Here is a 13,009-nt window from a genome sequence, read left to right on the forward strand (position 1 = left end):
CGCCAGTCTTTGTTAACCTAAAATTAATCCGCCAAATAATTTTCTAATACCATTCCACCCGCACCTTGAGCGACGACTTCATAGGAGTCATTTGCTGGAAAAATACGGGTTTTAATATGTGGAAATGCAGCCATTTTCGCTTCTATCGACTTTTTCGTCATGGCAAAAAAATGGTTTTTAGGTGTCAATGTACCACCACATACCACAACATCCGGCTGTAATGTTAAAATAGCGTTTGCAATCGCAAGGCCATAATAATAGGCAGCTTCCTCTAGCACTTCTAAACATAATTTATCATCCATAGCGAGTGCTTGGAAAATAGTATGATAATTAATCTCCGATTCAGTGCTGACTAACTGATTAATGATTGAAAATTTTCCTAATCGAATTTGCTGAATAATGCGTGCTTTTATGGCCGATAGCGAACTGTATTGTTTTAAGCATCCATAAGAGCCACATTCACATCTTAACCCTCGAATATCAATCGTCGTGTGACCAAAAGCTTGAGCGGTACTGATTGGCGCAGGGGCAAAGGTATTATTGATGATGGTACAGCTACGTATGTCCGTATCACAAGTTGTAAATAAAAAACGTTGGCTTTTTGAATGATACCTTAAACGGTATTCGGCAAGCGCGGCAAAGGTGATACCACTGCCCAGTGTCACAAAACAGGGCACTTTATTATCAATATAATTGAATAGGCTACTGATCCGCTCATCATATTTAGTAAAGTCGACCTTATCTCGTTCTAGAATATGATCAATGGCGATGCCAATACCCAGTATTTTTTCGATTGTTAATTGGTGCTCAGATAATAACTGTTCAACTTTGATCAATAGGTGATCCAGCATATTTTCTGCTGTCTCTAGCTGTTCATTTTTTATTTTCAGCATGCCTAAAATATCTAATTTTAGGTTAAGCAACATAATGGTTGAGTAGAGATCGCTCATCTCAATCCCAACAACATACCCATCATCCGAGTTGATACTATACAATATTGGCTTGCGTCCCCCCGTTGATTCCCCCAATTCCGATGTCGAAATTAATTGGCTTTTACTTAACTCATCAAGCAGTCTTGCACAAGTCGCGGGTTTCATACTGGCTAATGATGATAGCTCTTCTGCTCTTACTGGCCCATGATTCAGGATTAGCCTATACAGCATTTTGAGTTTACGAGTTTTTGAATTTTTCGAGGTGCGAAATTCATTCAATAGTGTAAGTAACAAGTCATCACCTTTTTCTTATCAAGACACGCCGCGTCCAAGATTAGCAGATCTGCTCAAAAAATCCTGCTGTTTAAATAAGATCATAGCGAGAATCTTTTTATTAAAATGAGATTAAGATCGCTGATTGATTTTTAAATTACTTTATCATCACCTCATTCACTCTTTTGGGCACGATCCGGAGATTTCCATGCATAACACCAATGATATTTTAGAAAGCTTGCGTTTTATTGAATCACGTACAGCGACAAAACCAACGATTGGTATCATTTTAGGGTCTGGTTTGGGGCCATTTGCCGATACATTAGAAAATGCAGTCCATATCCCGTATAGCGAGATCCCACATTTCGCTAAGTCCGAAGCGGTTGGCCATGCGAATGAATTGGTGATCGGTACTATCGCAGGTAAAAATGTGGTCGCAATGAAAGGCCGTTTTCATTATTACGAAGGTTTTTCTCTCGACCAAGTCACTTTTCCTGTGCGCCTGATGAAAGCATTAGGTGTCGAGAAATTGATCATTACCAATGCTTGCGGTGCCGTCAATACTGACTTTAACCCCGGTGACCTGATGGTTATCACTGACCATATCAACCTAACTGCTAATAACCCGCTGATAGGGCCAAATAACCCGGAATTAGGTGTTCGCTTTTTGGATGTGAGCGAAGTTTATAACAAAGAGTTGCGCCAAGTGATCCTTGATGTTGCCAAAGAACAAGGCGTTTCGCTGCGCCAAGGTGTCTATGCCTGGTGGACTGGCCCGACTTATGAAACACCAGCCGAAATTCGCATGATTAGAACCTTAGGGGCGGATGCCGTCGGTATGTCAACCGTACCGGAAGCACTGGTCGCTCACCATTCACAAATCAAAACAGTGGGTATTTCCTGCTTAACCAATATGGCGTGTGGCATTTTAGAGCAACCATTAAGCCATGATGAAGTGATTGAAACTGCCGAGAAAGTGAAGGCGACATTCTTGAAATTAGTCACTGGCGTGATCGCTCGCTTCTAACTTATTCTCAAAACAATATAAAGAGTGCCATAGAACACCATGTAGGTAGGTATGAAATGAAATTAAAGGGGTTAGTTTTAGTTTCACTGGGCGCTTGCAGCTATGGCATTTTGTCAACATTGGTTGTATTGGCTTATCAGGCCGGATTTTCTTTGAATGATGTCATCGGTAGCCAAACCGTGCTAGGGGCGGTTCTGCTCTGGCTATTTGTTTTGATTGGCTCCGCCATTAGGCGAAAGTCACTCAGTTGGCCATCGAAGAAACAATCAATATTGATGTTATTGACGGGGACAACAACAGGATTAACTGGGCTATTGTATTACGCATCATTGCAGTATTTATCTCCTGCTTTAGGTGTTGTGCTATTTCTGCAATTTACTTGGATGGGGGTGGCGATAAATACGGCTGTAACTCGCCGAGCTCCTACAGCAATGACGCTGGTGTCAGTATTATTTATCTTAATTGGTACGACATTCGCTACGGGGTTGCTTAATACGATGCATATCCAATTCCATTGGTTAGGTGTTGCATTAGGTTTATGTGCTGCTTTGTCGAATGCGATACGTGTCTATGTGAGTGGTGCACTCGCGGTGAAAACCGATCCTATGATGCGTTCCGCAATTATGGTAACGGGGGGAGCGATACTCACTTCAGTCATTGTACCTCCTACCTTTTTATGCCATTTCTCAACATTTAACTCACTCTTTTTTTCTTATGGATTACCCTTAGCCTTTTTTGGCTCTTTTTTTGGTATGTGGATGTTTGCTAAAGGAACTCCACTTATCGGAACGAGCCTTGCGACAATTTTAAGCTCAATGCAATTACCTGTAACAATCTTGCTGTCTGTTACCGTCTTACATCTACCTCTCGAATTCATTCAGTTTGTAGGCGTTGCCATTATCTTATTCGGTGTCACTATTGCTGAAGTGAAAATAAAAACAAATAAACAAATGCTCTTGAATAAACTGAGGCGCAGTAAGGCGACACGTTAATCAACGTTTAAACTCATCGAACAATATGTCCCGTATGAGTTAGCCAATAATGCTGCCAACCTAAAGAATGACGAGTATAACTCCAAATGGAGACTTGTATGAATATTAAAACCCGCTTAAAAATTATGTTGTTTTTGCAATATTTTGTCTGGGGAAGCTGGTTAGTGACGCTCGGTGCCTATATGATGAAAACACTCAATTTCTCAGGTGCCGAAGTCGGAATGGTTTATAGTTCTAAAGGGATTGCCGCCATTTTGATGCCGGGCATTATCGGAATAATTGCAGATAAATATATTCCCGCGAATCGGTTATATATGATCTGCCATATTATTTGTGCAGGCTCCTTATTCTACGCTGCAACAGTTACTGACTCGACATTGATGTTCTGGATCATGCTAATTAATGCGATGGCATTTATGCCAACCATTGCTTTATCCAACTCAATTAGTTACTCCTCATTAAGCCAATACCAATTAGACTCTGTGGCTAATTTCCCATCAATCCGAGTGTTTGGTACGGTAGGTTTTATTATTGCTATGTGGAGCATTAGCTTATTAAAATTTGAATTAAGTAGCATGCAGCTCTATATCGCAGGAAGTTGTTCGTTATTGTTGGCACTATATTCTTTGACACTACCTCATATTGCCGTGAATAAAAAAGCTATCTCAAGTAGTTGGGTCAGTAAACTGGGCCTTGACGCTTTGGTGTTATTTAAAAAAACTATTATGGCTGTCTTCTTTTTATTTGCGATGTTATTAGGCGCTGTTTTACAAATAACCAATACGTTTGGCAGCCCATTCCTACATGATTTTGCTCGTGACCCGCTATTTCAAGATAGTTTAATCGTACAGTATCCATCTATTTTACTGTCTATCTCACAAATGGCAGAAGTTGGTTTTATTTTAGCCATTCCATTTTTCTTGAAGCGTTATGGCATTAAAACTGTCATGTTATTAAGTATGTTCGCTTGGACATTAAGATTTGGTTTCTTTGCTTTTGGTGACCCTTCTGCAATAGGTTTAATGTTCTTGATCTTATCCATGATTGTTTATGGATGTGCTTTTGATTTCTTCAATATTTCGGGTTCTATTTTTATTGAAAAGGAAGTTGATAATCGAATGAGAGCAAGCGCTCAGGGGCTATTTATGACAATGGTCAATGGTGTCGGCGCTTATTTTGGGGCGATATTAAGTGGTCTCGTCGTTGACTACTTTAGCGTCGATGGCGTAAAAGATTGGCATACCATTTGGCTTGTTTTTGCCTCTTATACTGTTGTTCTTGCTGTTATTTTCTACTTCACGTTCCACTACCATCATGATAGGAAAGGTGAACTTGCAGCAGCAAAAGGGTAATGTATTTTATTCGATAGGAGATAAACTGCCCCCTACAATTGGAGGGCAGTTTGCATAATCATTAATGTTCAGCTTGAGAACCCCAAATTGCTTTTGAAACTGGGATTGTCGTAAATTCCTTAATGATTTGATTATAGGTTTCTTCAGGTTTCAGTGACTTAAATTGTTCGGGATAGATGAATTTCGCTAGATACTCCATACCGACAATATTGTAAGGGTGGTTATAAAAATTATGGTAAACGCCATATAGGCGGTTATTTTTTACTGCACTGATTTGGTTAAAACCAACACGTTTTTTGAGCCGTTCAAAACCACGTTGATTTTCGTCTTCAGTTACGCCATAACCAAAGGGTGCTGCAATATTATTTTTATTGACCCAACGAGAGCCTGTAACAATATAGACATCAGGCTTAGTGGCAATCACTTGTTCTAAAGAGACAGTACCAGAAGCGCCAGGCAAGAATTGGCTACCAATATTATCTGCACCAATTGCCTGTACTAACCCACCCCAACCTGCGTTGTTATGGGTGAAGCAGCAGCTATCGCTACCATTTGCGCCCGCTTTGGCTTCAATAAAAACACGTGGTTTATTTTCAATTTTTGCAGTCGTTTTCTGGATATCAGACAAGCGTGTGTTGTAGAAATCAGTATATGCTTTGGCCTCTTTTTCCTTATTGAGCACTAATCCAAGTATATCGACGCTAGCTGGCGTATTTTTGACGGGCTGTAAGAAAGTATCAATATATAGGACAGGAATATTGGCATCTTTTAAGCGGCTGACAACACCTGAACCTTCTAAGGCTGGCTTTGCACGCAGTTGCGCAATTAATACATCCGGTTTTTGCGCAATAACCACTTCTGTATTGACCTCACCTTTATCATTAAACCCCATGTCTGGGATTTTCTGCATATCCTCTTGCCATTTTTTCTCCAGTAACGTTACTGTTTGTGGATCAGATTTTTTAAGGTTGTTGTTCCATGCAACAACACGACTAAATGGATCGTCCCTATCAAGCAAAGCAAGGGTTAAAATATCTCGGCCATCCTGTAGCACAACACGTTTAGGCTCTTGCTTTAACGTGATTTTTTGACCGTCCATATCGGTGATTGTGATTGGATAAGTCGTTGCTAATGCTGAAAATGAGAGTGATGTGATAAATGTTATTGAGAGCAGGTGATTAACTATCTTCATATTTAGACCCCTTTTGAGCAAGATTAGATAATAACAATTATCATTATCATATGTAAAATATCCGGAACAATAACCTATAATCTTTTTCTATTTATTGATGAGTTAATGTTTTTTTTGATTTAATTCATCAGGTTATAATCTTAATCATTTGAATAAGTTTTCGGGTGGCGTTAAGAAAGAGAGGAGAAAAATGTACCTCGATTAGCGGAGAAGTACGCTGTAAGCGACTGATGATAGGATGATATTTGCAGTTGAATAAGGTGGGTGTTGAAGTTATCCCTGCATTTTTCGGCGTGTAGCACCTTCTTTTAGCCTTATAGCAAAAGTAAGTATAGTTTACTGATATGCATTAGTTTCAATAGATTGTATGGATTACGTTAATACTATCAAGGCCAGCGAATACAGTGTATCGGCTGGCTTGGTAATATGTTTTAAAATACTATTCGATATTCTGAATTTGCTCTCTCATTTGTTCTATCAAGACCTTTAACTCAACTGCAGAGTTAGTCACTTCACTATTGATAGACTTTGACGCTAATGTATTGGATTCACGGTTAAATTCTTGCATCATAAAATCTAAACGTCGGCCATTTGCATCTTTCTTTTTAAGAATATTGCGGGTCTCTTTAACATGAGCTTCAAGCCTATCAAGCTCTTCAGCGACATCAATACGTTGAGCGAGCAAAATCAGCTCTTGCTCTAAACGATTACTATCGACTTGAATATCAGCCTCTTCTAACTTCGCCTGTAAACGGTCACGTTGCCATTGTAAAATTTCAGGCATATGCTGACGAACTTTGGCTACTTCCACTAAAACACCATCAAGGCGCTGCTCAATAAGAGCGTGTAACGCAGCACCTTCAGCTTCTCGACTTTGAATGAAAGCATCTAAGGTCTCATCAAGGCCAGCTAATAGCTGCTCACTGATAGCATCTAAATCTTGCTCTTCAGCGGACATAACGCCTGGCCAGCGCAGAATTTCAAGTGGGTTAATTTCACCTTCGTGGCTGTAGTTTTTTACCCAGTTAGCCGCACTAATAATTTGGCGAGCTAGATCCTCATTAAGGATAAGCTCTCCACGTTTTGCACCATCTAATTCAAAACGTAAGTTACACTCGACTTTACCGCGAGTAAGGCGTGCACGGATCCGCTCGCGGATCACCGGTTCAAGGCTTCGAAATTGTTCAGGTAGGCGGATATATGTTTCTAGGTAACGTTGGTTTACGGAACGCAGCTCCCAGGCCGCACTCCCCCATTCACCCTTGATGTCACGGCGGGCAAAAGCGGTCATACTACGGATCATAATTCGTTCCTATCAAAATGAATACTAGAAGGATTATAGCGCTATGCGCGATGTCAGGATAGGCATTATCGGTTTAAGGACGTATAATGCGCGGCAATTAAGTTGAAAATGGAGATAACACCATGCGTCCAGAAGGCAGAATGGCAGACCAAATGCGTCCGATTAAAATATCACGCAACTATACTAAGCATGCGGAAGGCTCTGTTCTTATTGAGTTCGGCGACACTAAGGTGTTATGTAATGCAACAGTAGAGGAAGGTGTACCTCGTTTCCTAAAAGGGCAAGGTCAAGGTTGGGTTACCGCTGAGTATGGCATGTTACCTCGCGCAACCAACTCACGAAATCAACGTGAAGCAGCCAAAGGGAAGCAAACAGGCCGTACAATGGAAATCCAACGCCTGATAGCACGCTCTCTACGTGCTGCGGTTGACCTTAAAAAATTAGGTGAGTACACCATTACCTTAGATTGCGACGTAATACAAGCCGATGGCGGAACACGTACCGCTGCAATTTCAGGTGCTTGCGTTGCGTTGGTTGATGCCCTCAATAAAATGGTTGAACAGGGTAAACTTGCACAAAGCCCACTAAAATCTATGGTTGCAGCAGTTTCTGTCGGAATCGTTGATGGTGAAGCATTGTGCGATCTTGAATATGTCGAAGATTCAGCAGCAGAAACCGATATGAATGTTGTGATGATGGACGATGGTCGCATGATCGAAGTTCAGGGAACAGCAGAAGGTGAGCCGTTTAGCCATGATGAGCTTTTATCCTTATTAGCGCTAGCAAAAACGGGGCTAGGATCGATTTTTGAAGCTCAACGAGAAGCGTTGAAATAAAGTTATTTTTAATAGGCGGCTGAAATAGTCGCCTTTTTTATGTTCGGCGATTTGGTAAATATCGCCAGAGATATGCAACCTAATATATAGATGTTAACGATTGAGGAGATTGACCCATGAAAGCCTATCAGCGCGAATTTATAGAACTTGCCATGAAAAAACAGGTACTAAAATTTGGTGAGTTTACGCTGAAATCAGGCCGTAAAAGCCCTTATTTTTTTAATGCGGGTTTATTTAATACGGGGCGTGATTTGGCATTAGTTGGTCGCTTCTATGCCCAAGCGCTTAAGGAAAGTGCGATTGAGTGTGATGTGCTGTTTGGGCCTGCTTATAAAGGCATACCGATTGCCACAACCACGGCTGTCGCCCTTGCTGAGCATCATGATGTGGATATGCCATATTGCTTTAATCGTAAGGAAGCAAAAGATCATGGTGAGGGAGGCACTCTGGTTGGGAGCCCATTACAGGGGCGTATTGTTGTGGTCGATGATGTTATTACGGCAGGTACTGCTATCCGTGAGTCGATGGAAATTATTAAGCAACACAATGCAACGCTAAATGGTGTTCTGCTCTGCCTTGACCGTCAAGAGAAAGGGAAAGGTGAGATCTCTGCTGTACAGGAAGTTGAGCGTGATTATCACTGTAAAGTGTATTCTATTATCACCATGAGCGACTTGATCGCTTATCTGGCTGAACGTGAGGATATGCAGCAACACCTTATTGCGATGAAAGCTTATCGCCAGCAATATGGTATTTAATGTATTACACGTTGTTGGCTTTAAATTGGGCCGGAAATTAAGGGTGACTTGCCATAGTTACCCTATCAGTTTGCATAAAAGATGCCGAAGTAGCAGGCCTCTCTCTACAAGCAGTACTTTAGCTTTCAGTGAGTGTTAACTCAGGGAAATAACCCACTAAAAGAAAAAAGCCCTCGCCCAAAGAGTGGGCGGGGTGAGTAGTAGTTTAATCTGTTATTGTAACTGAGCTAAAATTAAAGGCCAGCGAGATTCAAATTCTACCGTTGGGCGATAGCGAAATTCTGAACGGACAAAACGCGATAGCATCCCTTCACAAAAAGCAAGTAATTGCGTTGCCAATAGGGATTCATCATGGATAAAGCCTTGACCGTCACGTATTTTTTTCTCTTTTAATACCTGCCGTAGCTGTGACTCAATCCGTTCAAAGAGCTGATTGATACGCCCTTGTAGCCTATCTTGCTCAAACATGAGCGCATGGCCTGTCATAATACGGGTTAGGCCAGGGTTTTTTTCTGAAAAACCTAAAATAAGCGCTAAAATCAATTTAATACGAGTTAACGTATCTTTTTCATCATTCAGGATAAGATTGATACGCGATACTAAAGAGTCCTCAATAAACTCAATTAAACTATCGAACATTTTGGTTTTACTTGGAAAATGTCGATAGAGTGCGGCTTCTGATACACCAACATTTGCCGCTAGTTTTGCGGTTGTAATTCGTTGACTACCATCACTACTTTCTAACATCAGCGCAAGTGATTGTAAAATCTCTTCGCGCCTGTTGCGTTTTTTTGTTATCGCTTTTTCTGCCATGTCTGATAAGACCCCTGCTAAAACAGCAAAACAAACTATCTAAAATTTTGCCCTGAGTAAATAGCCATCAAAGGGCAAAAAGAAGATAAAATAGGACGGTTTGTATGAGAGCTTATTAATTCCAAAGGTCTATTCTTGTTATCTATGGTTAGATGCACGCTCGTAACACTTCGTGTTAAATGAAGATATAACTATTCCTTGTTGTTGGAACGCTTTAAATCCTCTGAACACATTAGCGTATCAGCCCTCAATACGGTAAGACTTGAGGTTTTTTGTTAGAGATATCAAACAAACGTAGCACAACACATTCAACTCATCATTATTGTTAGCATTATTAAGACCCGTTGCATCAACGGATCTTTTGTCGTGATAAACAAGTGAGGGTTGAATAACAATACCCCTGGTAACAGAGCCCTTTTACTATAACGACACCGCCTATTTTCCGGTTAATTTACTGATAATTTTATTTTTATTCCGCCACTTAACATAGCGTTGATATTACCAGTAAAGCTTTGAATTAGGATTATGCAGATTTATTGACGACCTGAATGACCGAAACCACCGGCTCCACGCTCTGTAGCATCAAAGTCATCGACGATATTAAATTCTGCTTGAACAACGGGTACAAAGACCATTTGAGCCATGCGCTCACCTGGTTCTATTGTAAAGGTCTGGTTGCCTCTATTCCAAACAGACACCATCAGTTGGCCTTGATAGTCAGAGTCAATTAAGCCTACTAAATTACCGAGTACCACGCCGTGCTTATGACCGAGGCCTGAACGAGGGAGGATCACCGCTGCAAGTTGCTCATCAGCAATATGGATAGCGAGGCCAGTAGGAATTAGTTCAGTCTGACCGGGTGCCAAATCAATTGGCGCGTCAAGGCAGGCACGTAGATCTAACCCTGCGGAGCCAGATGTCGCATAAGTTGGTAACGGAAATTCATTACCAATACGGGGATCAAGAATTTTTAGATCAATTTTTTTCATAACGTTGAAGTATCTCGTCTAATAAACGGTGGCTTAATTCAAGTTTACTACTGTGTGGTAAACGGACATCACCAAAGGCATCGAAAAGATGTAACGCATTATTATCACTGTTAAAACCATTATCAGCGAGAGAAACATCATTCGCGCAAATTAGATCCAACTGTTTTTGTTGGCGCTTTTGGCGTGCGTATTCTTCCACATTTTGGGTTTCGGCTGCAAACCCAACCACATAAGGGCGATTTTGCGTTAACTGACCAACACTCGCAACAATATCTGGGTTTTTAACTAATGTAATGGCAACTTCATCACCTTGCTTTTTGATTTTATTTTCTGCGATGGTTTTTGCACGATAATCAGCAACGGCAGCACAACCAATAAAGATATCCTGTTGTGCAATAGTGTGGTGGACTTGCTCATACATATCAAGAGCGCTGATAACATCAACTCGTGTGACTCCGGAGGGCGTTGCTAAATTCACTGGGCCAGCGATTAAAGTGACTTGTGCCCCGCGTTGGCTTGCCGCTTCGGCGATTGCAAAACCCATTTTCCCAGAACTGTGATTACTGATAAAACGGACGGGATCTAAGTCTTCACGAGTAGGCCCAGCAGTAATCATGATTTTTACACCTTGTAAGTTTGTTCGAGAGCGGAAATGCTCGCAAGTTAGGCGTACTATCTCGAGTGGGTCTATCATTCGACCCGGCCCAACGTCGCCACAGGCTTGGCTACCATTATCTGGACCCCAGATAATATATTGACGTTGTTTCAGTTTAATTAAATTTTCTTGTGTTGCGGTTGCCCGATACATTTGTTGGTTCATGGCAGGTACAACAGCAATGGGGGCTGCCGAAGCTAAACAAATTGTCGTGAGTAGGTCATTAGCCATACCTGAAGTGACCCGAGCAATTAAATCTGCGGTAGCCGGCGCTAATATGATGATATCTGCCCATTTGGCCAATTCAATATGGCCCATTGCGGCCTCAGCAGAGGGATCAAGTAAATCATCAGAGACAGGATGACCGGAAACCGCTTGTAGCGTCAAAGGGGTTATAAAGGCTTTTGCACCATGGGTCATAACAACACGAACTATTGCGCCTTCATCACGTAACCGACGGGTTAGTTCAGGAATTTTATACGCGGCAATACCACCACTAATGCCGAGAACTATTTTTTTACCTAATAGCTGTGTCATGGTTCTATCCATCTAATTATCGTGAAGAGCATCTTATCATATCAGAAATATCGTTGAGAGCACTGTATATATCATCACCCTTTTATTTTTGCGAAGCGCTACGCAAATTCACCAGTTATGCGTTGTTGTGCCTAGCGTCTGCATATAAAAGTGGGAGCGCAAAAGGAGAAATAGGGGGGTGATGATGGAATATGAAGAGAACTTACAGCCAAGGGAAAAACTGTTAGCTTATGGTGCGGTAGCACTGACTGACGTAGAGCTACTAGCGATTTTTTTACGAACAGGCAGGCAAGGGGAATCAGTAATTGAACTTGCGGAACGTTTGCTCAAAGAGTTCGGTTCTTTATACCTTCTTTTACAAGCGGATTACTCAAAGCTGTCGAAATGCAAGGGAATTGGTGTGTGTAAGTTCTCTCAACTTCAGGCAATTAGTGAGCTGGCACGCCGGTTTTTTGCTGAACAATTTTTATATGAAGATGTGATATCAGACCCAAACCTATTAAAAATGAGGCTAGTCGAGCTATTTTCTGGTCAAGAAAGAGAGGTTTTCACCGTCTTATTTTTGAACAATCAACATCAAATTATTAGCTACGAAGAGTTATTTAGGGGAACGATCAATCGGGTAGAGGTGCATCCTCGAGAAATCATTCGTTTTGCAATGAAAATGAATGCCAGTGCGATTATATTGGCACATAACCATCCTTCAGGTAACCCAGAGCCGAGTGACGCTGATAGGCAAGTGACGTTTCGTATTAAGGAGGCTTGTACTTTAATGGGGATTAAATTACTTGACCATTTTGTTGTTGGGCATAAAAATTGTGTTTCGTTTCTTGAACGAGGGTGGTTGTAAAAGCATTTTTTTGACTAAAAAATGACAACTTTTGCCGCATTGGGCTTGAGTGAGAACGATTGAAAGCGTATACTACGCCACCTTTGAGGATCTTGGGTTTGGCGAGAAGAGCCTATCTCAGTAAATTTTTTTACTAAGATGATAACATTCTTTTCAGTCAATAAAGTTTGCTGAGATGGGCTCCTAAGCCTGACGAGGCGGCCATACCCAGAACAAAAAAGCTCGAGCTGATTAGATTTTTGGAGAATAGACATGTCACGAGTCTGCCAAGTTACTGGCAAGCGTCCAATGAGCGGTAACAACCGTTCACACGCATTAAACGCGACCAAGCGTCGTTTTTTGCCAAACCTGCACTCTCACCGTTTCTGGGTTGAGTCTGAGAAACGTTTCGTAACACTGCGTGTATCTGCTAAAGGCATGCGTATTATCGATAAAAAGGGTATTGATGCTGTTCTTGCTGAACTGCGTGCCCGCGGTGAGAAGTACTAAGGAGCTAAAAA

The 13,009-nt window shown here is 41.4% G+C and carries 13 protein-coding genes; 7 read left to right on the forward strand and 6 right to left on the reverse strand.

Translation table 11 applies throughout. From position 1 onward, the window contains the following. Positions 1 to 23: 23 nt before the first annotated feature. Positions 24 to 1,226: an ROK family protein gene (locus PR709_RS13550; protein ID WP_040132607.1), complete on the reverse strand. Its 1,203-nt coding sequence runs from the start codon at positions 1,224 to 1,226 to the stop codon at positions 24 to 26. Positions 1,227 to 1,413: 187 nt separating this feature from the next. On the opposite strand from PR709_RS13550, the gene PR709_RS13555 reads away from it, so the two are divergent. The 3 genes from PR709_RS13555 (at position 1,414) to PR709_RS13565 (ending at position 4,576) form a co-directional block, all read left to right on the forward strand. Then, positions 1,414 to 2,232: a purine-nucleoside phosphorylase gene (locus PR709_RS13555; protein ID WP_004924203.1), complete on the forward strand. Its 819-nt coding sequence runs from the start codon at positions 1,414 to 1,416 to the stop codon at positions 2,230 to 2,232. A 56-nt stretch (positions 2,233 to 2,288) separates the two neighbouring features. Continuing rightward, on the forward strand, positions 2,289 to 3,224 hold the full coding sequence (locus tag PR709_RS13560) for an EamA family transporter (protein ID WP_004924207.1): 936 nt from the start codon (positions 2,289 to 2,291) through the stop codon (positions 3,222 to 3,224). Between the two features lie 98 nt (positions 3,225 to 3,322). Continuing rightward, positions 3,323 to 4,576 carry a nucleoside permease gene (locus tag PR709_RS13565; RefSeq protein ID WP_061064529.1) on the forward strand — a complete coding sequence of 418 codons (1,254 nt, stop codon included), beginning with the start codon at positions 3,323 to 3,325 and terminating at the stop codon, positions 4,574 to 4,576. 61 nt (positions 4,577 to 4,637) lie between these two features. Here the strand turns inward: PR709_RS13565 and PR709_RS13570 are convergent, their stop codons facing one another. After that, positions 4,638 to 5,768, reverse strand: coding sequence for an ABC transporter substrate-binding protein (locus PR709_RS13570; RefSeq protein WP_014657190.1), 1,131 nt, complete (start codon positions 5,766 to 5,768; stop codon positions 4,638 to 4,640). Positions 5,769 to 6,207: 439 nt separating this feature from the next. Continuing rightward, positions 6,208 to 7,071, reverse strand: a complete 864-nt coding sequence (locus tag PR709_RS13575; RefSeq protein ID WP_014657191.1) for a YicC/YloC family endoribonuclease — start codon at positions 7,069 to 7,071, stop codon at positions 6,208 to 6,210. A gap of 122 nt (positions 7,072 to 7,193) precedes the next feature. Between PR709_RS13575 and rph the strand changes: the two genes are divergently transcribed. Together rph and pyrE are read left to right on the forward strand one after the other, a co-directional pair. After that, positions 7,194 to 7,907: a ribonuclease PH gene (gene rph, locus PR709_RS13580; RefSeq protein ID WP_004924220.1), complete on the forward strand. Its 714-nt coding sequence runs from the start codon at positions 7,194 to 7,196 to the stop codon at positions 7,905 to 7,907. A 116-nt stretch (positions 7,908 to 8,023) separates the two neighbouring features. After that, positions 8,024 to 8,665 carry an orotate phosphoribosyltransferase gene (gene pyrE / locus PR709_RS13585; RefSeq protein ID WP_060560789.1) on the forward strand — a complete coding sequence of 214 codons (642 nt, stop codon included), beginning with the start codon at positions 8,024 to 8,026 and terminating at the stop codon, positions 8,663 to 8,665. Positions 8,666 to 8,878: 213 nt separating this feature from the next. Here pyrE and slmA read toward each other — a convergent pair whose 3' ends face one another. From slmA to coaBC, 3 genes are all read right to left on the reverse strand, one after another. Further along, positions 8,879 to 9,478 carry a nucleoid occlusion factor SlmA gene (slmA, locus tag PR709_RS13590; protein ID WP_004924223.1) on the reverse strand — a complete coding sequence of 200 codons (600 nt, stop codon included), beginning with the start codon at positions 9,476 to 9,478 and terminating at the stop codon, positions 8,879 to 8,881. Positions 9,479 to 10,011: 533 nt separating this feature from the next. Continuing rightward, positions 10,012 to 10,467 (reverse strand): dUTP diphosphatase, encoded by a 456-nt coding sequence (gene dut, locus PR709_RS13595; RefSeq protein WP_004924226.1) that lies wholly within the window; start codon positions 10,465 to 10,467, stop codon positions 10,012 to 10,014. Then, positions 10,454 to 11,659 carry a bifunctional phosphopantothenoylcysteine decarboxylase/phosphopantothenate--cysteine ligase CoaBC gene (gene coaBC, locus PR709_RS13600; protein WP_060560790.1) on the reverse strand — a complete coding sequence of 402 codons (1,206 nt, stop codon included), beginning with the start codon at positions 11,657 to 11,659 and terminating at the stop codon, positions 10,454 to 10,456. Before coaBC ends, dut begins: the two co-directional genes overlap by 14 nt. A gap of 181 nt (positions 11,660 to 11,840) precedes the next feature. On the opposite strand from coaBC, the gene radC reads away from it, so the two are divergent. Both radC and rpmB read left to right on the forward strand, forming a co-directional pair. Continuing rightward, complete coding sequence (gene radC / locus PR709_RS13605; protein ID WP_004924233.1) at positions 11,841 to 12,509, forward strand: RadC family protein; 669 nt, start codon at positions 11,841 to 11,843, stop codon at positions 12,507 to 12,509. 252 nt (positions 12,510 to 12,761) lie between these two features. Beyond that, positions 12,762 to 12,998 carry a 50S ribosomal protein L28 gene (gene rpmB / locus PR709_RS13610; RefSeq protein ID WP_004924239.1) on the forward strand — a complete coding sequence of 79 codons (237 nt, stop codon included), beginning with the start codon at positions 12,762 to 12,764 and terminating at the stop codon, positions 12,996 to 12,998. Positions 12,999 to 13,009 lie beyond the last annotated feature (11 nt).

The sequence above is a fragment of the Providencia sp. PROV267 genome (assembly GCF_028477825.1).
Taxonomy (GTDB): Bacteria; Pseudomonadota; Gammaproteobacteria; order Enterobacterales; family Enterobacteriaceae; genus Providencia; species Providencia stuartii.